The 24,969-nt window shown below is 62.8% G+C and carries 26 protein-coding genes; 11 read left to right on the top strand and 15 right to left on the bottom strand.

All coding sequences use genetic code 11. The features are described from left to right. Window positions 1-3 precede the first annotated feature (3 nt). The 3 genes from BMI88_RS14005 to BMI88_RS13995 are packed head-to-tail and all read right to left on the bottom strand — an operon-like array spanning window position 4 to window position 2,618. Window positions 4-801 carry a CbbQ/NirQ/NorQ/GpvN family protein gene (locus tag BMI88_RS14005; protein ID WP_078521628.1) on the bottom strand — a complete coding sequence of 266 codons (798 nt, stop codon included), beginning with the start codon at window positions 799-801 and terminating at the stop codon, window positions 4-6. Between the two features lie 2 nt (window positions 802-803). Then, window positions 804-2,153 carry a cbb3-type cytochrome c oxidase subunit I gene (locus tag BMI88_RS14000; protein WP_078549583.1) on the bottom strand — a complete coding sequence of 450 codons (1,350 nt, stop codon included), beginning with the start codon at window positions 2,151-2,153 and terminating at the stop codon, window positions 804-806. Window positions 2,154-2,165: 12 nt separating this feature from the next. Continuing rightward, window positions 2,166-2,618, bottom strand: coding sequence for a cytochrome c (locus BMI88_RS13995; RefSeq protein WP_078549580.1), 453 nt, complete (start codon window positions 2,616-2,618; stop codon window positions 2,166-2,168). A gap of 125 nt (window positions 2,619-2,743) precedes the next feature. Between BMI88_RS13995 and BMI88_RS13990 the strand changes: the two genes are divergently transcribed. After that, the gene (locus tag BMI88_RS13990) at window positions 2,744-3,010 is read left to right on the top strand and encodes a DUF1858 domain-containing protein (RefSeq protein WP_078549578.1); all 267 of its coding nucleotides are present in this window, start codon (window positions 2,744-2,746) and stop codon (window positions 3,008-3,010) included. Here the strand turns inward: BMI88_RS13990 and BMI88_RS13985 are convergent. Continuing rightward, the gene (locus tag BMI88_RS13985) at window positions 2,952-3,659 is read right to left on the bottom strand and encodes a Crp/Fnr family transcriptional regulator (RefSeq protein WP_078549576.1); all 708 of its coding nucleotides are present in this window, start codon (window positions 3,657-3,659) and stop codon (window positions 2,952-2,954) included. The genes BMI88_RS13990 and BMI88_RS13985 overlap by 59 nt on opposite strands. A 210-nt stretch (window positions 3,660-3,869) precedes the next feature. Here BMI88_RS13985 and BMI88_RS13980 point away from each other — a divergent pair, with 210 nt between their 5' ends. Genes BMI88_RS13980 through BMI88_RS13970 form a run of 3 tightly spaced genes read left to right on the top strand, consistent with a single transcriptional unit; the run spans window position 3,870 to window position 6,347 of the window. Further along, complete coding sequence (locus BMI88_RS13980; RefSeq protein WP_078549574.1) at window positions 3,870-4,298, top strand: pseudoazurin; 429 nt, start codon at window positions 3,870-3,872, stop codon at window positions 4,296-4,298. A 59-nt stretch (window positions 4,299-4,357) separates the two neighbouring features. Further along, window positions 4,358-5,581 carry a copper-containing nitrite reductase gene (nirK, locus tag BMI88_RS13975; RefSeq protein WP_078549572.1) on the top strand — a complete coding sequence of 408 codons (1,224 nt, stop codon included), beginning with the start codon at window positions 4,358-4,360 and terminating at the stop codon, window positions 5,579-5,581. A 16-nt stretch (window positions 5,582-5,597) separates the two neighbouring features. Then, on the top strand, window positions 5,598-6,347 hold the full coding sequence (locus BMI88_RS13970; protein ID WP_078549570.1) for an SUMF1/EgtB/PvdO family nonheme iron enzyme: 750 nt from the start codon (window positions 5,598-5,600) through the stop codon (window positions 6,345-6,347). Between the two features lie 389 nt (window positions 6,348-6,736). Here the strand turns inward: BMI88_RS13970 and gyrB are convergent, their stop codons facing one another. From gyrB to mutM, 9 genes are all read right to left on the bottom strand, one after another. Beyond that, window positions 6,737-9,187 carry a DNA topoisomerase (ATP-hydrolyzing) subunit B gene (gene gyrB / locus BMI88_RS13965; RefSeq protein WP_078549568.1) on the bottom strand — a complete coding sequence of 817 codons (2,451 nt, stop codon included), beginning with the start codon at window positions 9,185-9,187 and terminating at the stop codon, window positions 6,737-6,739. 81 nt (window positions 9,188-9,268) lie between these two features. After that, window positions 9,269-9,889: a LysE family translocator gene (locus BMI88_RS13960; protein ID WP_078549566.1), complete on the bottom strand. Its 621-nt coding sequence runs from the start codon at window positions 9,887-9,889 to the stop codon at window positions 9,269-9,271. Beyond that, window positions 9,886-10,314: a VOC family protein gene (locus BMI88_RS13955; RefSeq protein WP_078549564.1), complete on the bottom strand. Its 429-nt coding sequence runs from the start codon at window positions 10,312-10,314 to the stop codon at window positions 9,886-9,888. The genes BMI88_RS13960 and BMI88_RS13955 overlap by 4 nt, the downstream gene beginning before the upstream one ends. Then, the gene (recF, locus tag BMI88_RS13950; protein ID WP_078549562.1) at window positions 10,311-11,369 is read right to left on the bottom strand and encodes a DNA replication/repair protein RecF; all 1,059 of its coding nucleotides are present in this window, start codon (window positions 11,367-11,369) and stop codon (window positions 10,311-10,313) included. Before recF ends, BMI88_RS13955 begins: the two co-directional genes overlap by 4 nt. 52 nt (window positions 11,370-11,421) lie before the next feature. Then, window positions 11,422-12,540 carry a DNA polymerase III subunit beta gene (gene dnaN, locus BMI88_RS13945; protein WP_078549560.1) on the bottom strand — a complete coding sequence of 373 codons (1,119 nt, stop codon included), beginning with the start codon at window positions 12,538-12,540 and terminating at the stop codon, window positions 11,422-11,424. Between the two features lie 114 nt (window positions 12,541-12,654). Then, window positions 12,655-14,037 (bottom strand): chromosomal replication initiator protein DnaA, encoded by a 1,383-nt coding sequence (gene dnaA, locus BMI88_RS13940; protein ID WP_078549820.1) that lies wholly within the window; start codon window positions 14,035-14,037, stop codon window positions 12,655-12,657. Between the two features lie 497 nt (window positions 14,038-14,534). Continuing rightward, window positions 14,535-14,801: a 30S ribosomal protein S20 gene (gene rpsT, locus BMI88_RS13935; RefSeq protein WP_078521610.1), complete on the bottom strand. Its 267-nt coding sequence runs from the start codon at window positions 14,799-14,801 to the stop codon at window positions 14,535-14,537. Window positions 14,802-15,011: 210 nt separating this feature from the next. Further along, a complete protein-coding gene (locus tag BMI88_RS13930) occupies window positions 15,012-15,788 on the bottom strand; it encodes an enoyl-CoA hydratase (RefSeq protein ID WP_075776776.1) in 777 nt (258 codons plus the stop codon). A gap of 86 nt (window positions 15,789-15,874) precedes the next feature. Further along, on the bottom strand, window positions 15,875-16,720 hold the full coding sequence (mutM, locus tag BMI88_RS13925; RefSeq protein WP_078549558.1) for a bifunctional DNA-formamidopyrimidine glycosylase/DNA-(apurinic or apyrimidinic site) lyase: 846 nt from the start codon (window positions 16,718-16,720) through the stop codon (window positions 15,875-15,877). Window positions 16,721-16,796: 76 nt separating this feature from the next. On the opposite strand from mutM, the gene ubiE reads away from it, so the two are divergent. After that, window positions 16,797-17,549 carry a bifunctional demethylmenaquinone methyltransferase/2-methoxy-6-polyprenyl-1,4-benzoquinol methylase UbiE gene (ubiE, locus tag BMI88_RS13920; RefSeq protein WP_078549555.1) on the top strand — a complete coding sequence of 251 codons (753 nt, stop codon included), beginning with the start codon at window positions 16,797-16,799 and terminating at the stop codon, window positions 17,547-17,549. Between the two features lie 3 nt (window positions 17,550-17,552). Next, entirely contained in the window at window positions 17,553-19,082 is a 1,530-nt protein-coding gene (gene ubiB, locus BMI88_RS13915; protein WP_078549552.1) for a 2-polyprenylphenol 6-hydroxylase, read from the top strand. On the opposite strand, the gene BMI88_RS13910 is transcribed toward ubiB, so the two are convergent. Further along, window positions 19,079-19,762 carry a flagellar hook capping FlgD N-terminal domain-containing protein gene (locus tag BMI88_RS13910; RefSeq protein WP_078549550.1) on the bottom strand — a complete coding sequence of 228 codons (684 nt, stop codon included), beginning with the start codon at window positions 19,760-19,762 and terminating at the stop codon, window positions 19,079-19,081. The genes ubiB and BMI88_RS13910 overlap by 4 nt on opposite strands. A 9-nt stretch (window positions 19,763-19,771) precedes the next feature. Beyond that, complete coding sequence (locus BMI88_RS13905) at window positions 19,772-21,886, bottom strand: flagellar hook-length control protein FliK (protein WP_078549548.1); 2,115 nt, start codon at window positions 21,884-21,886, stop codon at window positions 19,772-19,774. Between the two features lie 109 nt (window positions 21,887-21,995). On the opposite strand from BMI88_RS13905, the gene BMI88_RS13900 reads away from it, so the two are divergent. The 5 genes from BMI88_RS13900 to flbT all read left to right on the top strand — a co-directional run bounded on the left by BMI88_RS13900 (window position 21,996) and on the right by flbT (window position 24,924). Continuing rightward, the gene (locus tag BMI88_RS13900; RefSeq protein ID WP_078549818.1) at window positions 21,996-22,280 is read left to right on the top strand and encodes a rod-binding protein; all 285 of its coding nucleotides are present in this window, start codon (window positions 21,996-21,998) and stop codon (window positions 22,278-22,280) included. After that, a complete protein-coding gene (flgN, locus tag BMI88_RS13895) occupies window positions 22,273-22,611 on the top strand; it encodes a flagellar export chaperone FlgN (RefSeq protein ID WP_078549546.1) in 339 nt (112 codons plus the stop codon). The genes BMI88_RS13900 and flgN overlap by 8 nt, the downstream gene beginning before the upstream one ends. Before the next feature lie 208 nt (window positions 22,612-22,819). Beyond that, entirely contained in the window at window positions 22,820-24,061 is a 1,242-nt protein-coding gene (locus BMI88_RS13890; protein WP_078549544.1) for a flagellin, read from the top strand. An 87-nt stretch (window positions 24,062-24,148) separates the two neighbouring features. Continuing rightward, window positions 24,149-24,523 (top strand): flagellar biosynthesis regulator FlaF, encoded by a 375-nt coding sequence (flaF, locus tag BMI88_RS13885; RefSeq protein ID WP_078549542.1) that lies wholly within the window; start codon window positions 24,149-24,151, stop codon window positions 24,521-24,523. Then, window positions 24,520-24,924: a flagellar biosynthesis repressor FlbT gene (flbT, locus tag BMI88_RS13880; protein WP_078549540.1), complete on the top strand. Its 405-nt coding sequence runs from the start codon at window positions 24,520-24,522 to the stop codon at window positions 24,922-24,924. Before flaF ends, flbT begins: the two co-directional genes overlap by 4 nt. Window positions 24,925-24,969: the final 45 nt, after the last annotated feature.

The raw sequence follows: 24,969 nt of genomic DNA, 5'->3' as shown, positions 1-24,969 counted from the left end.
TCCTCAGCCGTAGATCGTGGCGATCAGGTCGCGCAGCGCCTGCTGCACATCCGGCTCGTCGCTGAGCGCCTGGACCACGGCGGTCTCCAGCGCTTCCTCGATCGCGATGCCCGCGCCGATCAGCCGCGCGGCATAGACCAGAAGTCGGGTCGAGACGCCTTCCTCGAGATCCATGCCCGAGAGCTTGCGGATATGCCCGGCGAGGCGCACCAGCGGCACCACCTGCGCCACCGGCAGGCCGGTCTCGGCGGTGATCACGCGGGTCTCCGCCTCGGGTTCGGGGAAGTCGAAGGCGATCGACAGGAACCGCTGTCGGGTCGAGGGTTTGAGCCGTTTGAGCACGCTCTGATAGCCCGGGTTGTAGGAGGCCACGAGCATGAAGCCTTCGGGGGCCACCAGCTCCTCGCCGGTGCGGTCGATGATCAGGCGGCGGCGCGAGTCGGTGAGGGGGTGCAGCACCACGGTCACGTCCTTGCGCGCCTCCACCACCTCGTCGAGATAGCAGATCGCGCCTTCGCGCACGGCGCGGGTGAGCGGCCCGTCGACCCATTCGGTCTCGCCGCCCTTCAGCAGGTAGCGCCCGATCAGGTCCGCCGCCGACAGGTCGTCATGGCAGGCGACGGTGTAGACCGGCTTGTTCAGCCGCGCCGCCATATGCTCGACGAAGCGGGTTTTGCCGCAGCCGGTCGGCCCCTTCAGAAGAAGGGGCAAACCGTTGTCATGGGCGCGCTCGAACAGGGCGCATTCGCGACCGGTGGGGTGGTAGTAGGGGATGCGGTCGTTGGTCATGTCGAGGGACATCGTCATTCTCCTGCCACGGGGGTTGCGGGACCGGGTGCGATGACTTCACGCCGACGCACCACGACGAGGGAGTAGATGAACAGAAGCGCCCCGAGCACGACCGCCGCCCCTGCGCCGAAGCGCATCAGGTAGAAGATCGACAGGCTGTCTTGCACATCCATGTAGTAGTCGCCCACGACCCGCTGCATGTGGGTCTGGATCGTGCCTGCGAAGGTCAGCACGAAGGTCATGAAGGCCATGCCGCCGGTCATCAGCCAGAACGCGCCCATGTTGAGCACTTGGTTGTAGGGATCGCGCCCGCGCAGCATCGGCATCGCATAGGTGAAGACCGCGAGGTTGAGCGCGACATAGGCCCCGTAGAAGGCGAGGTGCCCGTGCGCGGCGGTGATCTGCGTGCCGTGGGAGTAGAAGTTCACCCCGTGCAGCGTGTGCAGGAAGCCCCAGACGCCCGCGCCGAAGAAGGCCACGGTCGATGAGCCCAGCGACCACAGGAGTGCTGCCTTGTTGGGGTGGTTCTTGCGGCCTTTCCAGACCATCACGAAGGCAAACGACATCATCAGGAAGAACGGGATCACCTCGAAGGTCGAGAAGATCGAGCCCACCCACTGCCAGTAGCCTGGCGTGCCGATCCAGTAGAAGTGGTGCCCGGTCCCGAGGATGCCGGAGAACAGCGCGGTGGCGACGATGACATAGAGCCATTTCTCGACCACCTCGCGGTCCACGCCGGTCAGTTTAAGCATCAGGAAGCCGAGGATCGCGGCCATCACCAGCTCCCAGGTCGCCTCGACCCAGAGGTGCACGACCATCCACCAATACATCTTGTCGAGCGACAGGTTGTCGGGGTTAATGAAGGCGAAGATCCACAGCAGGCACAGCAGCCACAGACCCATCAGCAGCACATTGGTGATCGCGGTCTTGCGACCCGCCAGCACCGTCAGCGAGATGTTGATCAGGAAGATCACGGCGGCGACGAGGATGCCGAACTTCACCCAGAGGGGCTGTTCGAGGAACTCGCGCCCGCCATGGATGCCGACGAGATAGGAGCCGACCGCGCCCAGCGTCCCGATCATCAGGATCGCGAGTTGCAGATAGGCGAGCTTGACCGAGAAAATCTCGCGCTCGCTTTCCTCGGGCACGAGAAAATAGGCCGCACCGAAGAAGCCCAGCAGCAGCCAGACGATCAGCGCATTGGTGTGAATCATCCGGATCACGTTGAAGGGCAGGATCTCGGAGAGCGTGTTGGGCGAGACATAGATCCAGCCGGCCAGAAGACCGCCCAGAACCTGTACGCCGAACAGCAGCATCGCGCAGTAGAAATAGGCTTTCGCCACGGATTGGGATTGGTATTTCATCGGTGTCTCTCCTCAGCCCGCATCATTGGGCGGCCAGCCCTGCGTGTCGGTGTGATCGGCCCAGCGGAGGAATTCCGCGAGCGCACGCATGTCCTCTTCGTTGATGTCGAAATGCGGCATCTGGCGGCGGCCCTCGATTCCGGAGGGCTGCGCCGCGATCCAGGCGTCGAGCGTCTCGTAGGCGCCCTGCGGATCGTCGGCGACGCCCCAGCGGGTCATCACGTTGCCGACCTCGGGCGCGAAATAGGCGCCCTCGCCATGCAGGGTGTGGCAGTTGATGCAGGAATTGCGTTCCCAGACGCCTTTGCCGCGTGCGATCTGTTCGGTCAGCGGCGCGGAGGCGGTCGAGTGGTTCACGATATAGAAGTGGCTCTGCGCGGTCAGTGCGATGAACACCAGCACGAAGAAAATGGATCCTCCGTAAAAGATGTTTCGCGCCCGCGACTTGGTCAGGATTTCAGCCATTTGGGCCTCCCTTGGGGGTCAGTCGATGGCCCGAGGGATAGCGGCGTTCGCAGTTGGGAAGTTTGCGCCAGCACAACGTTTGACTGGATTGCCGGGATTAGCGTGGTCGGCAGAGAGGTCCCGCCATGTCAAAAGCCAGCTGGAAAAACCCCGATGCCACGCTCGACGCGCTGATGCGCGACTGGCCTGCCACGATAGAGGTGTTCATGCGTCACAAGATGCTCTGTGTGGGCTGCCTCGTGAACCCGTTCCACACGATCGACGATGCCTGCACCGAGTATCGGCTGGATCTCGACGACTTCATCGCCGAGCTGGACGCGGCGATTGCGGCGTCTATCGAGACGGCGGCGCCTCGCCCCGGCAAATCAGCACCAACCGGTGCGGATCGGTGACGGTGATCCGCTTGCGGCGGCTGGCGACCAGCCCCTGCTTCTCCCACGCGCTCAATAGCCGCGAAACCGTGTGAAGCGTGGTCGCGGTCATCTCCGAGAGATCCTGCCGGGTGATCGGGAAGTCGATCTCGATCCCGGCCTCCACCTTCCGCCCGGTCTGATTGATCAGGCGCAGGAGCGAATTGGCCACCCGCTGCTCGACCTGCTGGGTCGCCATCTCGACGATGCGATTGTTTATCTCGCCGAGGCGCTGGCCGACGGTCTTGTAGGTCTCGGTCGCGAAGCCGTCATATTGCGCCACGAACTGATCCCAGAGCCGCATCGGCCAGCCGAGCACGATCGCCTCCGAGGCGGTGACGGAGGTCGCGGGATAGGTCGTGCGCCCAAGCGCCTGCGCGATCCCGAAGAGCTGCCCCGAAGGGATATGCAGCGCGATCACCTGCTCGCCCGTGGGCGTGATCCGCATCACCCGGATATAGCCGTCGAGCAGCATGTAGAACCGCTCTGCCGGAGCGCCTTCCTCGAAGACCGCCACGCCCTCGTCGAAGCGGCGCACGCTGGCGAGGTCGAGAATCTCGCGAATCTGCCGTTTCTCCAGACGGGAGAAAGGCGGCATCGGCGTCAGCAGACTCTCGTCGAGCCTGGGCATCGTCTTGCGGGGGGTAGGCGCGCTCATGTCCTCTCTAAGCATAGGCCTCCCGGCGCGTTCAATATCAAACATCACGCGGTCGCGAGCGCGCCGTCAAAAATTCTCGCGACGTTGTGAGAAAGCGCCGAGAAGTTTGCGCCAGAACAAAAAGCCGCGGGCCGAAGCTCGTTAGACAGGGGGCAATCCAAGGATCCACGAAAGGACGAAAAGATGATCCGCACCCTGATTTCCGCCCTCGCGATGACCGCTCTTCTGAGCGGCGCGGCGAGCGCCGAGACCCACGAGGTTCACATGCTCAACAAAGGCGAAAAGGGCGTGATGGTCTTTGAGCCCGCCCTCGTGAAAGCCGCTCCCGGCGATACGATCCGCTTCATCCCGACCGACAAGGGGCACAACGCCGAAAGCATCGACGGGATGATCCCGGACGGGGCCGAGGGGTTCACCGGCAAGGTCAATAGAGAGGTCGAAGTGACGCTCGACACCGAGGGGCTCTACGCCGTGCGCTGCAAGCCGCATTACGCGATGGGCATGGTGATGGTGATCGCGGTGGGCGACGCAACCACCCCCGACAATTTCTTCGAAGGCCGCGTGCCGAAGAAAGCCAAGGAACGCTTTGAAGAGGAATTGGGCGCGCTGTGAGCGTCCGCGGCAGGAAACGCGCGACAACTTCCTGCTACGTTTAACCAGTGGAGGCTAAAATGCCGAAATATGTCAATCCAGCTCTCGTGAAAACCAACCGCCGCAATGTGCTGCGCGGCTCGCTCCTGGCAGGTGCCGCGGCGATGACCGCGGGGGCCGGGATGGCCGGAACCGCGTCGAAGCGTATGGCACCCCATGTCGCGCCGCGCCCTGCCGCGCCGAAATTCATCCTTGCCGAAGCCGAGGCGCAGGTGGCCGCGCCCAAGGTGGACCTGTCGGGCTATACCCGCGTCCGGCAGGAGCTGGTGGCACCTCCCTTCGCGCCCAAGCACGAGCAGGTCGCGACCGGTGGTCCGAAGATCGTCGAGATCCGGATGGAGACCCGCGAGGTCCTGCTGACGGTGGACGAGGATACCGGCGCCAGCATCTGGGCGCTGACCTATAACGGCTCGGTTCCCGGCCCGCTGATCATCGTGCATCAGGACGACTATGTCGAACTGACCCTGAGCAACCCCGCCGCGTCGCAGATGGAGCACAATATCGACTTCCACGCCTCCTCGGGCGCTCTGGGCGGCGGTGGCCTGACCCACGTTTATCCCGGCGAGGAAACGGTGCTGCGCTTCAAGGCGACGCGGCCGGGCGTGTTCACCTATCACTGCGCGCCGGGTGGGGCGATGATCCCCTACCACGTCACCCACGGCATGAACGGCACGCTGATGGTGCTGCCGCGCGACGGGCTCAAGGATGCCGAGGGCAACCCGCTGCGCTACGACACGATCGCCTATATCGGCGAGCAGGACTTCTACCTGCCGATGGACGAGAACGGTGATTACAAGACCTACGAAGTCGCCGGTGAGGACTTCGCCGACAGCGTCGAGGCGATGCGGACGCTCACGCCGACCCACTCCGTCTTCAACGGCTCCGTCGGGGCTCTGACGGGTGAGAACGCCTTCAAGGCCAAGGTCGGCGACACGGTTCTGATGGTCCACAATCAGGCCAACCGCGACAGCCGTCCGCACCTGATCGGCGGTCATGGCGACCATGTCTGGGAGAACGGCAAATTCGCCAACCCTCCGCAAAAGGATCAGGAGACCTGGTTCATCCGCGGCGGCAGCGCAGGGGCCGCGATGTACACCTTCCTGCAGCCGGGCGTCTACGCCTACGTCAACCACAACCTGATCGAGGCGGCCCTGCTGGGTGCCACGGCCCACTTCGTGGTGGACGGCGCATGGGACAACGCCCTGATGGAGCAGGTGACGCCGCCCCATGTGGTTGAAACCTGAGTCAGGGAGACCGGAGATGATCGCCAAACTTGCCTCTCTCGCGCCCCGTCTTTCCCTTCGGATGGTGCTTGCGGCGGGCGCGGCGATCATCGCCCTCGGGGCCGCGTGGGGTTTCCTGCGCGGCCCCGATCTCGATTACGTGCCGCTGATGGCCGAGCGAGCGGTTAGCTTGCCTGACGGTCACGCAATCTACGTTCAGAAATACGAAGTGACGGTTGCGGAGTGGAATCGTTGCCACGCGGACGGCGCCTGCGAGCTTGCCTTACGCGCTCCGCCCGGCAGCGAGGCGGCGACGACGCCGGCTACCGGGCTGAGCCATGTCGATGTCGAGCAATATCTCGGCTGGATCAATAGCAAGGCGCGCCACGACTTCCGGCTGCCGACGATTGCCGAATGGCAGTTCATGGCCAAGGACGTGCTGCCCGAGAAGGAGGATCCGATCTTCACCGATCCCGACCTGACTTGGGCTTCGACCTACCTCACGAGCGGTCTTGCCCCGCGCAAGCTCTCGCCGCGGGGCAGTTTCTCGACCAGTGCCGAGGGGATCGTGGATCTCGACGGCTCGGTCTGGGAATGGACGCAGGACTGTTATGGCGGGGAGGGCGGCGGCCCCGTCGATCCGAAGAAATGCTCGGCCTTCTTCGCAGGTGGCGAGCATGTCGCCGCGATCCCGTTTCTCGTCCGCGACCCGGCGCGCGGCGGCTGCGCGGTCGGCAGCCCGCCGGCGCATCTCGGCCTGCGTCTGGTCAGTGAAACCCGGATATGATGAGAACCGGCGACAGGTCTGCGGAGCCAAGCCGAATGGCTGTTCCCAGTTGGCCAAAGTCGACACTCGCTCTCCAGCCAATCTCGCATGCCTGGACCTTGGGCTCTCGCGCAGCGAACGACCGCTTCCCGGCCTTTGTCGGGCCAAGATCAATAACTGCCGATCGAATCTCTTACAGAGTAAGCGCCAAACAGAGTGTCCTCCCAGGGTGAAGCCAACCTGTTGCTCAGGAACCGAAACTGGGCCTGAAACCCTTCAAAAGAGACTGATCAGAAGCCGAGAATCTCTCGTGCCCGCCTTGTAGGCCGAAACGCCAGAAACGAAGCCTTATGGGCGTTTCGCGGATACTTATGGGCAGCGCGAAGCATTATGCGCTGCCCTACACCCGATCAGAAGTCGAGGTTCTCCACCGTCAGGGCGTTTTGCTGGATGAACTCGCGGCGGGGTTCGACGACGTCGCCCATCAGCTTCGAGAAGATATCCTCGGCCTCGGCCACGTCTTCGATGCGGACCTGCAGGAGCGTGCGCGCGGACGGATCCAGCGTGGTTTCCCAAAGCTGCTCGGGGTTCATCTCGCCCAGACCCTTGTAGCGCTGCAGGCTCAGGCCCTTTTCGCCCTCCTTGAGGATCGCGTCGAGCAGTTCCAGCGGACCGTGAATGAGGATTTCGCGCTCTTTGCGCACCAGTTTCGCCGGGCGGTCATAGACCTCCTTGAGCTGGTCGGTCTGGCTGCCCAGACGCCGCGCTTCGCCGGAACGCAGCACTGCGCCGTCGAGCGTGCGGACCTCTTCCACGCCGCGCAGAACGCGGGCGAGGCGGATGCCGTGATCCTGCGTCGGACGGCCCTGCCAGCCGCGCTCGTATTCCAGCGCGACGAGGTCGAGACGCTCGGCCACCGAGTTCGCGACGCCCTGCGCATCGCCGTCGATCTTGCCCGGCACCATCGCGCCTGCGATCGCCGCCTGCTCGAGGATGTGATGCGGGTAATGGGTCGGGAAAGTCGCGAGGATGCGCTTGATCAGGCGGGCCTCTTCGACGACGCGCTTGAGATCCTGACCGGAGATTTCTTCGCCGGTGTTGAGCCGCAGAATTGCCCCCTCGACGCCCATGTCGATCAGGTAATCCTCCAGCGCGGTCTGGTCCTTCAGATAGACCTCGGACTTGCCGCGCGCGACTTTGTAGAGCGGCGGCTGCGCGATGTAGAGATAACCATGCTCGATGATCTCGGGCATCTGGCGGAAGAAGAAGGTCAGCAGCAGCGTCCGGATGTGCGCACCGTCGACGTCCGCATCGGTCATGATGACGATCTTGTGGTAGCGCAGCTTGTCGATGTTGAACTCGTCGCGGCCGATGCCGGTGCCGAGCGCGGTGATCAGCGTGCCGATCTGATCCGAGCCGAGCATCCGGTCGAAGCGCGCGCGCTCGACGTTGAGGATCTTACCGCGCAGCGGCAGCACCGCCTGGTTCTTACGCTCGCGGCCCTGCTTGGCCGAACCGCCTGCGGAGTCACCCTCGACGAGGAAGACTTCGGACAGCGACGGATCCTTCTCCTGGCAGTCGGCGAGCTTGCCGGGCAGGGAGGCCACATCCATCACCGTCTTGCGGCGCGTCAGTTCGCGCGCCTTGCGGGCAGCCTCACGCGCCAGTGCGGCCTCGATGATCTTGCCGACGATCTGCTTGGCCTCGTTCGGGTTTTCCTCGAACCATTCGGCGAGCTTCTCGTTCACGAGGTTTTCGACCGCCGGGCGGACCTCGGAGGAGACCAGCTTGTCCTTGGTCTGGCTGGAGAATTTCGGATCGGGCACTTTCACCGAGAGCACGCAGGTCAGGCCTTCGCGCGCGTCGTCACCGGTGAAGTCGACCTTCTCGCGCTTGGCGATGCCGCTCTCCTGCGCGTATTTCGTGATCGTGCGGGTCAACGCGCCGCGCAGGCCCGCCATATGGGTGCCGCCGTCGCGCTGCGGGATGTTGTTGGTGAAGGGCAGCACCGTCTCGTGGTAGCTGTCGTTCCACCACATCGCGCATTCGACGCCGATGCCGCGGACCTCGCCGACCATGTAGATCGGATCCTCCATCACGGCGTTTTTCGAGCGATCCAGATATTTCACAAATTCCCGAACGCCGCCTTCGTAGTGCAGCTCGGTCTTGATCGGCTCTGCGGGACGCTCGTCTTCGATGATGATGCGGACGCCGGAGTTCAGGAAGGCCAGTTCGCGCAGGCGCTTTTCCAGCGTGGCGAAGACGAACTCACGGTTCGAGAAAGTGCCCTCGGGGTCGTCTTCCTTGCTCGACGCGAGGAAGCGCACCTCGGTGCCGCTCTCGTTCGGGGCGTCGCCCACGACATGCACATGCTCGACGCATTCGCCATGCTCGAACCGCGCCTTGTGGATCTTGCCGTCACGCCATACCGTCAGTTCCAACCAATCCGAGAGCGCGTTCACCACCGAGACGCCCACGCCGTGCAGACCGCCCGAAACCTTATAGGCGTTGCCGTCGTCGTCGGTGTTGTTGAACTTCCCGCCGGCGTGCAGCTGGGTCATGATGACCTCAGCCGCGGAGACGCCTTCCTCGGCGTGAATATCGACCGGAATCCCGCGCCCGTTATCGCGCACGGAGACCGAAGAATCCGCGTGAATTTTCACGGCAACGTAGTCCGCGTGACCCGCCAAGGCCTCGTCGATCCCGTTATCGACGACCTCATAGACCATGTGGTGCAGGCCCGAGCCGTCATCGGTATCGCCGATATACATGCCGGGCCGTTTTCTCACGGCTTCCAAGCCTTTGAGAACCTTGATGGAATCGGCGCCGTATGCGTTCTTCTTCGGGGTGTCGTCGGTCATGCCTGCCCGTCCTTTATCTGTTGCCGGTTTTATATCGGCTGGGCAGAGGAATGTCACGTGTCAGACACAAGATTTAGGGGGTCACGTCACGGCGATAAGAAGGCCTACAAGGATCATCAGCCCGCCCGCGATCCGGTTGAGCTTTGCCAGCTTGCCGCGGCTTTGCACGAAGTTGCGGATGCGGTCGACGAAGGCGGCAAGGATCAGGTTGCCGGTCAGCGGTACGATGGCCGAAATCAGGCTGACCGTGGCGATGTCGATCCAGGTCATCGTGGCGATCGGGAAGAAGCCCGGCAGGATGCCCATGTAGAACAGGATCGCCTTGGGATTGCCGATGATCACGATGAGCCCGGCGACGAAGCCCGCCCACATGCCGGGGCGCGTCAGGCGGCTGTCGGAGCTGATCTGATGGTCGGCATGGCGGATCAGGAGCGCGCCCATCCCGACGAACATCGCGACCGCGACCCAGCGCAGGGCATCCAGAAACCAGCTGAATTCGCCCACCAGCCAAGATACCCCGAGGATGGCGAGCGCGGGCCAGATCATGTCGCCCACGGTGACCCCGAAGGCGAGCGGCCAGGCGGCGGCAAACCCTCCCGACATGGCGCGGGCGAGAAGGGCGAGCCAGACCGGCCCGGGGGTGAGGAAGAGAACCAGAAGCGCGCCGGAATAGAGTGCGATCTGCGAGAGCGTGAGGGTCATGGCAGGGTGAGGCTTCCGTCGTCGGCCAGCGGCCAGAAAGGATTATGGGCGAGTTCCCAGACATGGTGGTCTGGATCGGCGTAATAGCCCGCATAGCCGCCCCAGAAGGTCTTTTCCGGGGCTTTCAATTCGGTGGCGCCCGCTTTGAGCGCGGCAGCGAAGGCGGCATCCACCTCTTCAGGACTGTCGAAGTTCTGCGCCAGCGTCATCGCTCCGGTGCCCAGCCGCGCGCGGGTGCGTCCCTGATCGGCGGCCAGCGCGGGCAGAGAGAACAGGCTCAGCGCCATCCCGTGGAGCTGGTAGAAGGCGACGTCGTTCTGCTCGGCTTGGGGTTGCCATCCGAGGGCTCCGTAGAAGGCCTTGGACTGGTCGAGATCGGCCACGCCCAGCGTGATCAGCGTCACCCGTTGCTGCGGATAGCTCATGGCGTTGCCTCCCTCACTTCAGAGCCCTGCGGCCCCTCGATCACTTCCAGATATTGACCGCGGGGGCCAAGCGCCTCGAACAGTTCCGCGCCGGTCCCGGTCATCATCACCTGCGCGCTCATTGCGCAGATTTCGTCATAAAGCGCCGCGCGCCGGCCGGAGTCCAGATGGGCCGCGACCTCGTCGAGCAGAAGCACCACATCCTCGCCCGCAAGCGCCCGCGCATTGGCGAGGATCAACGAGATCAGCAGCGCCTTCTGCTCGCCGGTGGAGCATTGCGCGGCAGGCGCGTCCTTCTCGACGTAAGTGGCCAGCAGATCGGCACGGTGCGGTCCCTCCAGCGTCCGGCCCGCGGACATGTCACGATGCCGGTTCGCGTCGAACGCAGAGGCCAAATCCTCGGGGCCTTCGTTCTCAAGGACCAGATGCGCCGCGGGAAACGCGGTCGCCGCATCGGCCTGCGCCTGCATGATCCGCGTTAGGGCCTCGGCCCGGTTCGCCCGGATCGCAGCGCCAGCCTCAGCCATCTGCGCCTCCAGCGCGTGATACCAGTTCGGATCGCGGACCATGTCCTTGAGCAAGCGGTTCCGCTCGCGCATCGCCTTCTCATAGGCGAGCGTCACCTCGGCATGGGCGGGGGTGAAGCTCATCACCATCCGGTCGAGAAACCGCCTGCGCCCTTCAGCCCCTTCGATCCAGAGCCGGTCCATCGAGGGCACTAGCCAGAGCACCCGCAGGATCTGCGCCAGTGCGACCTGCGGCGCCGCCTTGCCGTCGATCTCGACCCGGCGCGACTCGCCGGGCAGGGCGGAGGTTTCAATCTCATGCGTATCCGTGACGGCGCGCAGCTTCCAGCCCACGGCCTCGGCGCGGCGCATCAACTCGTCGGCCTGCGCGCGGCGCAACCCGCGCCCCGGCGAGAGCAGAGACACCGCCTCGAGGATATTCGTTTTGCCGGCACCGTTCGGCCCGTAGATCGCCACGGGCCGCTCGTCGAAAGCGATTTCGGCACGACGATGCGAGCGGAACTGCAATATCTTCAGCTCACGCAGCATCGCGCCTCTTCGTGTTGGTAAAAATATCCCCGCCGGAGGCTCCCGGCAGATGTCACACGCGCATCGGCATGACCACATAGACCGCCGAGGTGTCGCCACCTTCGCGCATCAGGGTCGGATCGCCCGAGGAGTTGAACAGGAAGACGGCATTCTCGCGGTCCACCTGGCTCGCGATCTCGAGCAGGTATTTCGCGTTGAAACCGATCTCCAGCGGTTCGTCGGCATAGGCCACGACCAGCTCTTCTTCTGCGGCACCGGCATCGGGCGCGTTGACCGAAAGCACCAGCTTGTCGGCTTCCAGCGCCAGTTTTACCGCGCGCGAACGCTCCGACGAGACGGTCGCCACACGGTCCACCGCTTTCGCGAATTCGGACGCATCGACTTCCAGCTGGCGGGTGTTCCCGGTCGGGATGACGCGGGTGTAATCGGGGAAGGTGCCGTCGATGACCTTCGAGGTCAGCGTGATCACCGGGGTCGCGAAACGGACCTTGGTTTCCGACACGGAGACCGCGATTTCCTGATCGTCGTCTTCCAGCAGCTTGCGCAGCTCGTTCACCGTTTTGCGCGGCACGATCACGCCGGGCATCCCCGAGGCGCCGTCCGGCAGGCCGGAATCGATGCGTGCCAGACGGTGACCGTCAGTCGCGACGCAGCGCAGCACCTGACCGTCTTCGCCGGTGGCGATATGCATATAGACGCCGTTGAGGTAATAACGGGTCTCTTCGGTCGAGATCGCAAATTTCGACTTGTCGAACAGGCGCTTGAGCACCCCGGCCTTGGCCGTGAAATTCGCGGTGTATTCCGAGGAGGCCATCACCGGGAAGTCTTCCTTCGGCAGCGTGGCGAGGTTGAAGCTCGACCGACCGGCCTGCACGTTCAGACGTCCGGCGGTCGGATCGTCCGAGATCGAGACCAGCGCGCCATCGGGCAGTTTGCGCACGATTTCATGCAGCATGACCGCCGAGACGGTCGTGGCTCCGGCCTGTTCGACCTGCGCGGGCGCTTTGTCGACCACCTCGATATCAAGGTCGGTCGCGCGGAACTGGACGGTGTCGCCTTCGGCTTCGATCAGGACGTTTGCAAGGATCGGGATCGTGTTGCGGCGTTCCACAACGGATTGCGCTTGCGAGACGGCCTTGAGCAGAGCGGCGCGTTCGATGCTGAATTTCATGTCGATCCCTCACGACTTTCCGGGGCTGGCAAGGTAGCACCTCGCGCCACCGGCACAACGGTTTTCGCAGACATTCGGTCGCTTTGTCCGGAGCGTCAAGCCCAGCGGGCCAGATCAGCTTTCAAGGAGGCGGCGGAGCAACTCGATATCTTCGGCGAGCTGCGAATCCGTGCCGCGCAGCTCTTCGATCTTGCGGATGCCATGCATGATCGTGGTGTGATCGCGGCCCCCGAAGCGACGCCCGATATCGGGCAGCGAACGGGTGGTCAGCGATTTCGCGAGGAACATCGCCACCTGACGCGGCCGTGCGATGGCGCGCAGGCGTTTGGGGCCCACGAGATCCGAGAGGCGAACGTTGTAATGTTCGGCGACCTTGCGCTGGATTTCCTCGACGGTGACCTTGCGCTCGGATTGGCGCAGCTGGTCCTTGAGGCATTCCTGCGCCAGATCCATCGTGATTTCGCGCCCGATCAGCGAGCCATAGGCAAACAGGCGGGTCAGCGCGCCTTCGAGGATACGCACGTTCGACGTGATCCGGTGCGCCACGAATTCCAGAACGCCGGGGGCGATCTTCAGATCGGGATACTCGCTCTTATAGGCTTCGGTCTTGGTCTGCAGAATACCGAGGCGCAGTTCGTAATCGGTCGGGTGCAGGTCGACGACGAGGCCGCAGGACAGGCGCGACTTGATGCGCTCTTCGAGGTCCTTGATCTCACCGGGCGCACGATCCGCCGAAATGACGATCTGTTTGCCCTGATCGACCAGCGCGTTGAACGTGTGGAAGAACTCTTCCTGCGTGGAATCCTTGCCGGCGATGAACTGCACGTCATCGACCATGAGAACGTCGATCGAGCGGAACATCTCCTTAAAGTCCATGATCTGCTTTTCGCGCAGCGCCTGCACGAAGCGATACATGAATTGCTCGGCCGAGAGGTAGAGCACGCGCAGATCGGGGCGCTGGTGCTGCAGGTCATGCGCGATGGCGTGCATGAGGTGCGTCTTACCGAGGCCAACGCCGCCATAGAGGAACAGCGGGTTGAAGGTGACGGGGCCGCCTTCGGCGACGCGCTTGGCGGCGGCATGGGCCAGCTCGTTCGGTTTGCCGACGACGAAGCTGTCGAAGGTGAAGCGCGAATCCAGCGGCGCGCCGGGAAGCGGTTCGTCGGGGCGCGGGGTCTTGCGCGGCTTCGCGACAGGAGCAGGGGCCGGAACCGTCGGGCGCGTGGCGCCATTCGCCGTGCCGTTCATCGGTCGGCGCGACGGGACCGAGATATTGACGCGCTCGGCGGAGACACCCGCCCGGCGCAATTCGCTCAGGATCGGTTCCGCGAAGTTGCGCGAGACCCAGTCGCACATGAATTTCGTCGGTGCTTGAAACGAGGCGATACCGTCCTCGAGGTCGATCAGCTCGAGCGGAGCGATCCAGGTCGTGTAGTTGTTTTGCCCAACAGCTTTTTGAAGCTCATTGCAGACCTGCCCCCAAGTGTCGTCCGTCATTTTTCCGCCCATCGCCAAACACAAATCAGGTGCGTCTTCGTCCCTTGGCTTTGCGGTGAGTCCGGCTGGCAGGCCAAACTCGAATACAAACAGACACGACCTACCTGCCGGGGCTAAAACCCGGTGTCAGGCAGAGTTGCCGAAAGTGAGGGGTTATACCCCCTCGAGAATCGGAATCGCATTTCGCTGGTCGCCGCCAGGCTTTTTCATTTGTCGTGGCAGACTTATTTGCCCTCGACGGCCAGATAAATGCGTCATGTCCCCCAAGGCGACGTGAATCGCAGGTAGAAGCTAGCAAGCTGGTGAGCCCGCAGGCAACCGACCTTTGCGCTTGACGTGAGATTCCCCGAAACGAATCTGAGGGGGCTGCGCAAAACTGCAACAGTTTTGTGTCAAGGCGTTGATTGTCCAAGAAAAAACGCGCCTGCCAGATAGGCAGACGCGTTTTTCTTAAAGAATCCAGCGTATTCCCGAGCCAGTTCGCTCCGGGACGCAGATCAGGCTTTGAGGGCCTTCACGCGCGAAGCGAGGCGCGAGACTTTGCGCGATGCGGTGTTCTTGTGCAGAACGCCTTTGGTGACGCCGCGAGCCAGTTCGGGCTGAGCCGCGCGCAGGGCGTTGGTCGCCGCTTCGTAGTCGCCCGAAGTGATGGCTTCTTCGACTTTGCGGATGAAGGTACGGATGCGCGAACGACGTGCTTTGTTGACGTCTTGGCGGCGCTCGTTCTGACGGGCGCGTTTCTTGGACTGGGGCGTGTTAGCCATGTGTATCTTCCCACTTTCCGGATCTGTTCAAATCTTTCAATCGCACGACAGACCCCGGGCTCCAGCGAACCTAGATGATTCTAGCCTAAGCGGGCTCCACGCGCATGTGAGGCGGCCTCATAAGCCAAAATGCGTGAAAGGGAAAGGGGGATAATGAAAAGCGGGGCCGAAGCCCCGCCATCTAGTGTCGTTCGAGTGGCTCAGACGAGCTCACTTGTCACGGAATTGCGGCTCGCGCTTTTCGAGGAAGGCGGCCATGCCTTCTTTCTGGTCGTCGGTCGCAAACAGCCCGTGGAACAGACGACGCTCGAACAGGATGCCCTCGTTCATCGTCGTTTCGTAGGAGCGGTTGACCGCTTCTTTCGCGGCGCGAGTGGCGAGCATCGACTTCTCGGCGATCTTCTGCGCCGCAGCCATCGTCTCGGGGATCAGCTTGGCGTTCGGGACGACCCGGCTGACGAGCCCCGATCGTTCGGCCTCGCCCGCATCCATGAAGCGGCCCGTGAGGTGCATGTCCATCGCTTTGGACTTGCCCACGAAGCGCGTCAGGCGCTGGGTGCCGCCGATCCCGGCAATCACGCCGAGATTGATCTCGGGCTGGCCGAACTTGGCGTTCTCCGCGCAGATGATGAAATCGCACATCATCGCCAGTTCGCAACCGCCGCCGAGTGCGTAGCCCGCCACCGCAGCGATAATCGGTTTGCGGATGCGGTTGATGGCATCCGCTTCCTTGCCGAAGAAGTCGCTCGTGAACATGTCCACGAAGCTCTTTTCCGACATTTCCTTGATGTCTGCGCCAGCCGCGAAGGCCTTTTCCGAACCGGTGATGACGATGCAACGCACCTTGTCATTCTCTTCCGCCGATTTCAGCGCCTCGGCCAGTTCTCCCAGCAATTGGGAGTTCAGGGCGTTCAGTGCGTCGGGGCGGTTGAGCCGGATCAGGGCAACGTAATCCTCGATCTCGACGATCAGGGTCTGGTAGGCCATTCGGTCTTGCCTTTCCTTGTCTCTGAACGGGACTCCTAGCAGAGCATCAAATCAGATCAAGCGTCTTATGACGCGAGGGCGCTGCGTCATTTCTGGCAAGACGGGCAGAAAAAGGTCGAACGTCCCGACTGAACGATGCGCCGGATCGAGGTGGCGCAGGTGGTGCAGGGCGTGTCCTCGCGGTCGTAGACATGGAAGCTGTGCTGGAAATATCCCAGCTCCCCATCCGCCTGACGATGGTCGCGCAGGGACGAGCCGCCGGCCGAGATCGCCTCGGTCAGCACCTCGCGGATAATCGGCACGAGCGAGGCGAGCCGTAGGTTCGAAATCCGTTTCGCCTGACGGCGCGGATCGATACCTGCCCGATGAAGCACTTCACAGACATAGATGTTGCCCAGACCCGCCACGACATGCTGATCGAGCAGCGCCGATTTGATCGGGGTCGCGCGCCGTTTGAGCGCCTCGACCAGATAGTCTTCGTGGAAGTCGTTGCCGAAGGGCTCTGGGCCCAGCCCCGCCAGCAGCCAATGGGCCTGCTCGCGCTCGGTCAGCACCAGATCCATCGCCCCGAAACGGCGCGCGTCGTTGAAGGTCACGCGTCCGCCGCCGGACATGTGCAAAACAACGTGATCGTGCTTGGCAGGCGCCGGATGATCGAGATGAAATTCGCCGAGCGTCACGCCCGACACCAGCATCCGCCCGGACATCCCAAGATGGATCAGCAGGCTCTCCCCGCTGTCGAGATCGGCGAGGATGTATTTCGACCGTCGCCGCAGTCGGTCGATGCGGGCACCTTGCAACCGCTCCGCCATCCGCTCGGGCAGGGGCCAGCGCAGGTCGGGCCGATTGACTTCGGCGCGCTCGATCCGATGGCCTTCCATGGCCGGGACCAACCCGCGACGAACCGTCTCGACCTCGGGCAATTCGGGCATTGTTCCTCCTCATCGCATTGTCTTGGGGCAAAGGGCCCCTATAAGAAGGGGGTGAAATGAGGAACGGCAAGGGCCCATGAGCGTAGAGCAATCAAAGACCACGCATTTCGGTTTTCAGACCGTGGACGAAGATGCCAAGGCAGGCATGGTTCACGGCGTGTTTTCGCGAGTGGCATCGAAATACGACATCATGAACGACCTGATGAGCATGGGCATCCACCGCGTCTGGAAAGATGCGATGATGGATTGGCTCGCGCCGCGACCGGGTCAGAAGCTGCTCGATGTGGCGGGCGGCACGGGCGACGTGTCCTTCCGCTTCCTCAAGCGCGCAGGCTCGGGCCACGCGACGGTCTGCGACATGACCGAATCGATGCTGGTCGAGGGCCGCAAACGCGCCGAGGCCGAAAGCATGGCCGACAGTCTCGACTGGGTCGTGGGCGATGCGATGGCACTGCCCTTCGCGGATAACTCCTTCGACGTCTACACGATCTCTTTCGGCATCCGGAACGTGACGCGCATTCCTGATGCGCTCAAGGAAGCCTACCGGGTGCTCAAGCCCGGCGGGCGGATCATGGTGCTCGAATTCAGCCAGATCCCGAACGAGATGATGCAGAAGGCCTATGATCTCTATTCCTTCAACGTGATCCCGAAGATGGGCGAGATCGTCGCGAATGACCGCGACAGCTATCAGTATCTGGTGGAATCGATCCGCAAATTCCCGACGCAGGAGACATTCGCGCAGATGATCCGCGAGGCCGGGTTCGAGAATGTCTCCTACCGGAACCTCTCGATGGGGATCGCGGCGCTGCATTCGGGCTGGAAACTTTAACCGATGCGCGGACCCCATAATATCTGGCGCCTGATCCGGACGGGCGCGACCTTCATCCGCACGGGCGCGATGCATCAGGCGCTCGAAGCGATGGACGCGCCGCCGCGGCTGCGCGCCGTGGCCTATGCGATCAGCGCGCCCTTCGCGTGGCTCGGCTACAAGGGCGATCCGGAACTGCCGCCGGTGACGCGCGCGATCACCGCGCTGGGCCCGGCCTATATCAAGTTCGGTCAGGTCCTCTCAACACGGCCCGACGTGGTCGGCTCGGAACTGGCCGATCAGCTGCGCGTGCTGCAGGACAAGCTGCCGCCGTTCGAGACTTCCGTCGCCAAACGCATGGTTGAGGAAGAACTGGGCGCGCCTGCCGATCAGCTGTTCATGGAGTTTTCCGAGCCTGTCGCCGCCGCCTCGATCGCGCAGGTCCATTCCGCGCGCCGCGCCGATACGGGCGAGCGCGTCGCGGTGAAAGTGCTGCGTCCGGGGATCGAGCGCGCCTTCCGCCGCGATCTCGACGCCTTCCATTTCGCCGCCGCGATGATCGAACGGATTTCGCCCGCCTCGCGCCGCTTGCGCCCGAGCGAGGTGATCAAGCATTTCGAATCCGTCGTTATGGGCGAGCTGGATCTGCGTCTGGAAGCGGCCTCGGCCTCGCAATTCGGCGCGAATACCGAAGGCGATGCTGGCTTCCTCGTGCCGCAGCCGGTCTGGAACCTTTCGGCCAAGCGGGTGATGGTGCTCGACTGGGCCGAGGGTCTGCCGATGGGCGACCCTGACGGGCTGCGCGCGGCGGGCCATGACCTCAAGGCCACCGGCGAGCGCGTCTTGCAGCTCTTTCTCAGCCATGCGCTGCGCGACGGTTTTTTCCATGCCGACATGCATCACGGCAATCTCAAAGTGGCCGCGAACGGCGATATTCTCGCCTATGATTTCGGGATCATGGGGCAGATCGACGAATATACCCGCCGGGTCTATGCCGAGATTCTCATGGGCTTCATCCAGCGCGACTATAAGCGCGTGGCGGAGGTGCATTTCGAGGCCGGTTACGTCCCCGCCGATCGCGATGTCGACGAGTTCGCTCTGGCGCTGCGCGCTGTCGGCGAGCCGATCTTCGGGATGGATGCGGCGCATATCTCGATGGCGCGGCTTCTGGCCTATCTCTTCGAGGTGACCGAGCGGTTCGGGATGCAGACCCAGACACAGCTGATTCTGCTGCAGCGCACGATGGTGGTCGTCGAGGGCGTCGCGCGCTCTCTGCATCCGTCTCTGAACATGTGGGAAGTCGCGAAGCCGGTCGTGGAGAAATATATCCGCGAAAGCCTCGGTCCGCGCGCCATTGCGAATGACCTGCGCAAGACCGTGCAGGTGCTGGGCCGCTTCGGGCCGGAACTCCCCGACCTGGTGAAGGCGGCGATCCGCAAACAGACCGAACCGACGCCGCCCCCCGTGACGGTAACCCGCTGGCGCTATGCGGCGCTGATCTCTGCCGGGACCGCCTTGCTGCTGCTGGGCGTGGTGCTGGGCGAGTTGCTTTAACCCTCTCGCAACGCACTGACCGTGTCCGCGGCGATCGTGGCGCCGCCTTCAAGCGTGAGCAGCGCGCCGTCCGCGCCTGATTGAACCTCGGTCACGCGTGTGTAGGCCGCGACCGGGTCGGTGCCGATCAAGCTTCCCGAGGCGTAGCTTTGTAGCGCGAAACTGTATTGCCCTGCGCCCAGTGCCTGAGCTGCGTCGTTCGTGCCGTCCCAAGCATAGCTGTCGAGTGCGGGCGAGATCGGTTTCTGCGCGACCTGACGCCCGGTGGAATCCGTGACCACGAGAACCGCGGCATCGGCCCCCGATCGCGCGGCTGGCGCGAGATCCACGGGCGTCGCGCCGTCGAAGTAGCTTGGCGCCTCGGCACGCGCCTGCATCCCGACCCAACCCGCCAGTTCGCTCAACCCTCCGAGCCCGATCTGACCAGACAGAGCAGTCAGAAGGTCATTGGTCTTCACCTGTTGCTCGACACCCGAAAAGGTCGCGAGCTGCACTGCGAAATCCGCGCTTTCGATCGGGTTGAGCGGGTCCTGGTTCTTCATTTGAACGGTCAGCATCGTCAGAAAGGTCTCGAAATCCGAACTCAGCGCCGAGGGGGCTTTGGTGCCGGTGCCATTCTCCGCGGCGGTAACGGCCGACGTGGCGGTGGCAGGCGAGGTGATGGGGGAAGTGGTGGTCATGGTCGTCTCCTACATCCGCAGATCGAGCCCGCTTTGCGAGGGGGCGAGGCGCGCGGTCGCGCGTGGGGCCGGGGCAATCGGCGTCTCAATTGGGTCTAGGTCCGGGCCTGCGCCCAAGCCGTCGAGCATGTCGGGCCGTTGCTGCGGACGCTCGTCGCGCTGGCTGAACTGAAAATCGAGCGCGCCATAGCCCATCTCGTGCATCTCGCGCGCGAGCGTGTCGATATGGCGGCGCATGAGGTCGAGCGTCTCCGCGCGGTCAGCCTGTATCGCCACCGTCATGCCATGCTGGCTCGCATGGAGGGTCATGCGCACATGGCCCAGTTCCTCCGGTGAAAGCGCAATCTCCACCGGTCGATCGGGCATCCGTGGCAGTGAAATCCCGATCTGATGGGCGATCGACTGCGCGATAGAAGCGGGCGCGGGGGGCACCGCCGCGCTTGTCTGCCCGGACCCACCCGACGCGGTGATCAGAGGGGCGGAGCCCGCGGCCCATGTCTCTGCTGTCTCTCCGACATGGACCCGCGTGGCGGTCAGCTCGGGGGCGTCCATATTGCTCTTGGTCGCGCCCAACTCTGCCGACGTGAGATAGGTTGCCCGTGCGTGATCCATGCGTTTGAGGGCGGGCGCGGGTGAGGCATAGGGTATGGCACCCGAAGGGAGGGGTGCGGCCTCCAGCCGGGTCGACCTCTCGGGCGCCCCGGCCTTTTCATTCTGCGGCGCATCGCTTTGCACGACGCTCAGTATCGGTGACGTGTTCTGCTGAGGTTGAGGGCGCGCAACCGCTCCAGAGGCGCCGACAGTTGAAGGGGGGGCGGAGGCCTCGGTCGCCAGCTCGTGGTGTGGGGCATTTGCGTTCGCGATCTGCTGCAGTCTCGAAGAGACAACGCTTGCCTCGACGGGCTGCGGTGCTTCCTTAGCGCCCAATTTGACGTCTGCGACCGTTGATGCTCGCGTTTTCGCACTGGGCGGCTCGGCGAGCGTGGAGGGCAGTGGAGAGAAGGCCGGCGCTGCCTGGTCTCCTACGCGTCTCTTCATCCCGGTCAGCGTCGGATCAGTTTCTGGAGCATCGGTGCGCGCAGCCCCAGTTGACGCTTCGGTCGGTTGGGTTTGGGCACTATTTTGCCCCGAGACGAGTGCAGTTTCAGGTTGTTTGCCTGCCAGAGGGTTATGTGTTGCAGCAGGTGTCTGGAAAGAAGGCGCAGCATTCGGGCCCCGTAGAAGCGCCATTTCTGAACGACCGTCGGGACGAAGAGGGCCCGAGCTAGTTGCGTTCTTCTGCGGTGTGCTTTTGGTTTCAACGTTTCCTGCCTTTGTCCCCTCTGCATCGGATGCTGTGAGCGTTGGAATTTTCAATGCGGGCTCGGCACTTTGAGCGCTATCAATCCCGGTGACAAATACCTCGGGTTTTGACGACACAACTACCGCCGAATTTCCGCCAGTTTCAGCAGACCTTTGTACCCGACCGCTCGCGTCGTGAGGCGCAACGGTCGCCGCAACATTTCTAACGAGTATTGAGAGCGTTCCATCGTTCACGAAGCCAGCGTCTTGTGCGCTGATCTGCGGCTGGACGGTCATCACGTTCGAGAGTTGCACAAAACGCAATGAGCTTTTCGAAGCCGTGTCAGGGATATTCGCTTCGATTTTGTCCGTCTCCGTGTGAGCGAGCGAAACCCTCTCCCGGTCTCCTTTTTCGTTCAGTCGAGACGTCGCGCGGCCATCATGCGAGACAATGCGCTCCACGGGCTTCTTTTGACCATCGAGCTTTGTGGGATGGTCTGGGGCGACTGTGAGCGCCGACCGCGTCGGGCCGAACGGGCCCTGCGGACCGGTCAGCGCAATCCCAGAATCGCTGTCAGCCAATTCTCGAGCGCCGGATTCGTTCGTCAGCGCTACTTGAGCATCTTCAGCCTCACACTGCGGGTCCTTGTCGGCGCCTCCTTCCGGCTCCTCAACCAAGTTAACGCCAAGAGGGATTGCGACGGTTTTTGGTGCGGCCTCTTCTTCAAGCGTGAAGGTTCCGCCCGGCGACTCCGCCGTATCGGTAGGTCTCGCTGCTGCCTTGAGATGGCCGCTCGGGCCGCTCGGGCCTTTCGGCGTTTCTGGAATCGGAAAGGGAATCATGGTCCTCACGACTTCTGTCTGTGTCGAGGCCACTATCGCCGCAGGAACTTACCGATTCTTTACGCCCGACTGGCAGAGTGCAGAAAATTATCTGCAACTGGAGAGTTCGATGCACAGTCCGACCGTATCACCGCTGCCGCACGCGGCTGGTCTCTCTTCGCATGATGCCAAGCTGCTTGCGCAAGCGAAGGCGCTAGAGGCCGGGTTCCTTTCGGAAATGCTTAAAGAGGTGGGCGTGACAGCCGCAAGCGGTGCTTTCGGCGGTGGAATTGGCGAAGAGCAATTCACGTCCTTCCTGAGAGCCGAACAGTCCAAGGCCATGGTCGAGGCCGGGGGAATTGGCCTTGCGGAAATCATCTTCGAATCGCTCAAGAACGGAGGGCAGGATGTCTGATACGAATGCTGCGGAAGAGCTGATCTCGCTGCTGCGGCTCGAACGGGAAGCGATCTGTTCGGCGGATTTTTCCGACCTTGTCGGGCTGAGCGACCGAAAGGAGCGCGCGATGGCTGCGCTGACGAAACTTGATGGCGACACGGTCGAGAAAATCCGTGCGCTTGCGCGCGAAAATCAGACGCTATTGGCCTCAGCGCTTGCCGGGGTTCGTGCGGCGCAGGCTCGTTTGAAAACGATCGTGACGGCGGCGAAAGGCTTCGAATCTTATGACGAGCAAGGGCGAGCGCAGCCCATCCGTCGCGGCAGCGGAGATTTCGAGCGTCGTGCATAAGCTGTTAATCATGAAAGGAATTTGTGGAGAGATCGGGGGAGGGACTTAGCAGATTGTTAGCCTTTGGAGGGCCATGGTGGCGACGCATCCAAGCGATGGCGCGCTTCACAGCTCAGGAGGCGCATTGGTCAGAAAGCCTTGAGTGCCGCGCCGAACACGCGGCTTTTCAATCGAGTGACGCAAAGCGTCGACACTAAAGGGATAAATCATGTCCAGCATTCTGACGAATACCGGCGCGATGGTCGCGCTGCAGACCCTCAAAGGGATCAATTCCGGCCTCGCCACCACTCAATCCGAAATCTCGACCGGCAAATCCGTCGGCTCAGCGAAAGACAACGCGGCTGTCTGGGCGATTTCGAAGGTCATGGAATCCGACGTTAAGAGCTTCTCTGGCATTTCGGACAGCCTCGCACTGGGCGAATCGACCGTTGCCGTCGCTCGTAAGGCGGCCGAAACCGTCACCGACCTGCTGACGGATATGAAAACCAAAATCGTCGCCGCGCAGGAATCGAACGTAGATCGCGACAAGATCCAGACCGATATCGACGCCTTGCAGGAACAATTGACCTCGGTGGTCGGGGCGGCGCAGTTTAACGGGCTGAACTTGGTCGATGGCTCTTCGGCCGCGACGGTCAAGGTTCTGTCTTCGCTCGATCGCGCGTCGGACGGCACCGTCTCTGCAAGTCATATCGACGTCGCCGCGCAGAACCTGTCGGTCGGTGGGTATTCCGCCAAAGCTGCCTTCACAGCGTCCGACGGGGTGTCCACCGACAAGGACGTTGCCGCAACGACCCTCGCCAAAGCGGATGGAACCGGTAAAGATCTCCTACTTGATGATACGGTGAGCTGGGCTGCGGGTGATAGCGTCAGGGTTACCCTGGGTGACCAAACCGTCAGCTACACGCTCTCGGCTGCAGACGCGGCGCAGACTGGAACTGCGCGCACCGACCTGATCGCAGCAGGCCTCAAATCGGCAATCGACGCGCTGGGTATCGCCAACCTTCAAGTCGACTTCACGGCCGGTATCAGCACCACCAGCGATTCGACTCTCACCTTCAAAAATGACGGTATCGCCGATCTGGCGGGAGACCTTACGATCGTGTCTCAATTCGTCAATGCGGGGGCAGGCGGCCTCGGCGCGGTCGCATCGATCGACGTGACCAGCGATGCGGGGGCAACCGCGGCGCTCTCCAATATCGAAACGCTGATCCAGACCGCAACCGACGCGGCATCGTCCTTCGGTTCCGTGGAGGGACGGATCGGCACGCAAGCCGATTTCATCTCCAGCCTCAGCGACTCGCTCAAAGCGGGTATCGGTTCGATGATTGACGCGGATATGGAAGAGGCTTCGGCCCGTCTTCAGGCGCTGCAGACGCAGCAGCAGCTGGGCATTCAGGCACTCTCGATCGCCAACCAGCAGCCGCAGAACATCCTTTCTCTGTTCCGCTAAGGCTCGGGTAGGGGCACCTGATGCGGTGCCCCAACTTCTCTCATGTGTCCCGCGCATGATCAGTTTCAGTCACCGGAAGGATTTCCCGTGTACGCGACGACTTTGGCCAAAACGGCCTATTCCAATCCAAGCCAGCCGATGCGCACGCCGCGAGGCCTCGAATTCGAACTCTTCGCCCGCATCACGCGCCGCCTAAAACAGGTCTCTTCGCAGGACGCCCCCTTTGCCGCGTTGGCCGAAGCGATCTTCGAAAACCGCCGTCTCTGGACCGCGCTTGCGGCGGATGTCGCCGATCCAGAGAATGGCTTGCCGCAAGATCTTCGCGCCCGCATCTTTTTCCTGCACGAGTTCACGCAGGCGCATAGCCGCCTCGTACTTTCGCAAGACAGGTCGGTCGATGCGTTGATCGATGTAAACACCGCCATCATGCGTGGCTTGCGACAAGACGGGGCAAATCAATGAGCGGGCTCGTGCTGAAACTTGCGCCGAAGGAGAGGGTTCTGATCAACGGTGCCGTCATCGAAAACGGGGATCGCCGATCGCGACTCGCGATCATGACGCCGAACGCAAACATTCTTCGGCTGCGCGACGCGATCCATCCCGGAGAGGTCAACACCCCGGTCCGTCGGGTTTGCTATATCGCGCAGCTTGTGCTTTCCGGCGACACCGATCCGCAAGAGGCGAAGATGCAGTTGCTTCGGGGGATCGAGCAACTCAGCCAGGTTCTCAAGGATCACGATAGTCGCGCGCAGCTGAACGCGGCGACGCTCGCCGTGATCGAGAACCAGCATTATCAGGCGCTGAAAGCGCTGCGGACGCTTCTTCCACGGGAGGAACGCCTCCTCGCCGCAGGCGCGCCATGACGTATCAGCCGGTCGTCCCTTTCTCCGGGTTTGCGGGGTGGCGAT

Origin of the sequence: Thioclava sp. F36-6 (assembly GCF_002020305.1) — a bacterium.
Taxonomy (GTDB): domain Bacteria; phylum Pseudomonadota; class Alphaproteobacteria; order Rhodobacterales; family Rhodobacteraceae; genus Thioclava; species Thioclava sediminum.
Note: the sequence above shows the minus strand (reverse complement) of the source record. Positions and strands in the feature narration are given on the sequence as shown.

Excerpts from the sequence above, each read along its gene's own strand:
- BMI88_RS14005 (WP_078521628.1), bottom strand. The coding sequence starts at position 801 with ATGTCCCTCGACATGACCAACGACCGCATCCCCTACTACCACCCCACC.
- BMI88_RS14000 (WP_078549583.1), bottom strand. The coding sequence starts at position 2,153 with ATGAAATACCAATCCCAATCCGTGGCGAAAGCCTATTTCTACTGCGCG.
- BMI88_RS13995 (WP_078549580.1), bottom strand. The coding sequence starts at position 2,618 with ATGGCTGAAATCCTGACCAAGTCGCGGGCGCGAAACATCTTTTACGGA.
- BMI88_RS13990 (WP_078549578.1), top strand. The coding sequence starts at position 2,744 with ATGTCAAAAGCCAGCTGGAAAAACCCCGATGCCACGCTCGACGCGCTG.
- BMI88_RS13985 (WP_078549576.1), bottom strand. The coding sequence starts at position 3,659 with ATGCCCAGGCTCGACGAGAGTCTGCTGACGCCGATGCCGCCTTTCTCC.
- BMI88_RS13980 (WP_078549574.1), top strand. The coding sequence starts at position 3,870 with ATGATCCGCACCCTGATTTCCGCCCTCGCGATGACCGCTCTTCTGAGC.
- nirK (WP_078549572.1), top strand. The coding sequence starts at position 4,358 with ATGCCGAAATATGTCAATCCAGCTCTCGTGAAAACCAACCGCCGCAAT.
- BMI88_RS13970 (WP_078549570.1), top strand. The coding sequence starts at position 5,598 with ATGATCGCCAAACTTGCCTCTCTCGCGCCCCGTCTTTCCCTTCGGATG.
- gyrB (WP_078549568.1), bottom strand. The coding sequence starts at position 9,187 with ATGACCGACGACACCCCGAAGAAGAACGCATACGGCGCCGATTCCATC.
- BMI88_RS13960 (WP_078549566.1), bottom strand. The coding sequence starts at position 9,889 with ATGACCCTCACGCTCTCGCAGATCGCACTCTATTCCGGCGCGCTTCTG.
- BMI88_RS13955 (WP_078549564.1), bottom strand. The coding sequence starts at position 10,314 with ATGAGCTATCCGCAGCAACGGGTGACGCTGATCACGCTGGGCGTGGCC.
- recF (WP_078549562.1), bottom strand. The coding sequence starts at position 11,369 with ATGCTGCGTGAGCTGAAGATATTGCAGTTCCGCTCGCATCGTCGTGCC.
- dnaN (WP_078549560.1), bottom strand. The coding sequence starts at position 12,540 with ATGAAATTCAGCATCGAACGCGCCGCTCTGCTCAAGGCCGTCTCGCAA.
- dnaA (WP_078549820.1), bottom strand. The coding sequence starts at position 14,037 with ATGACGGACGACACTTGGGGGCAGGTCTGCAATGAGCTTCAAAAAGCT.
- rpsT (WP_078521610.1), bottom strand. The coding sequence starts at position 14,801 with ATGGCTAACACGCCCCAGTCCAAGAAACGCGCCCGTCAGAACGAGCGC.
- BMI88_RS13930 (WP_075776776.1), bottom strand. The coding sequence starts at position 15,788 with ATGGCCTACCAGACCCTGATCGTCGAGATCGAGGATTACGTTGCCCTG.
- mutM (WP_078549558.1), bottom strand. The coding sequence starts at position 16,720 with ATGCCCGAATTGCCCGAGGTCGAGACGGTTCGTCGCGGGTTGGTCCCG.
- ubiE (WP_078549555.1), top strand. The coding sequence starts at position 16,797 with ATGAGCGTAGAGCAATCAAAGACCACGCATTTCGGTTTTCAGACCGTG.
- ubiB (WP_078549552.1), top strand. The coding sequence starts at position 17,553 with ATGCGCGGACCCCATAATATCTGGCGCCTGATCCGGACGGGCGCGACC.
- BMI88_RS13910 (WP_078549550.1), bottom strand. The coding sequence starts at position 19,762 with ATGACCACCACTTCCCCCATCACCTCGCCTGCCACCGCCACGTCGGCC.
- BMI88_RS13905 (WP_078549548.1), bottom strand. The coding sequence starts at position 21,886 with ATGATTCCCTTTCCGATTCCAGAAACGCCGAAAGGCCCGAGCGGCCCG.
- BMI88_RS13900 (WP_078549818.1), top strand. The coding sequence starts at position 21,996 with ATGCACAGTCCGACCGTATCACCGCTGCCGCACGCGGCTGGTCTCTCT.
- flgN (WP_078549546.1), top strand. The coding sequence starts at position 22,273 with ATGTCTGATACGAATGCTGCGGAAGAGCTGATCTCGCTGCTGCGGCTC.
- BMI88_RS13890 (WP_078549544.1), top strand. The coding sequence starts at position 22,820 with ATGTCCAGCATTCTGACGAATACCGGCGCGATGGTCGCGCTGCAGACC.
- flbT (WP_078549540.1), top strand. The coding sequence starts at position 24,520 with ATGAGCGGGCTCGTGCTGAAACTTGCGCCGAAGGAGAGGGTTCTGATC.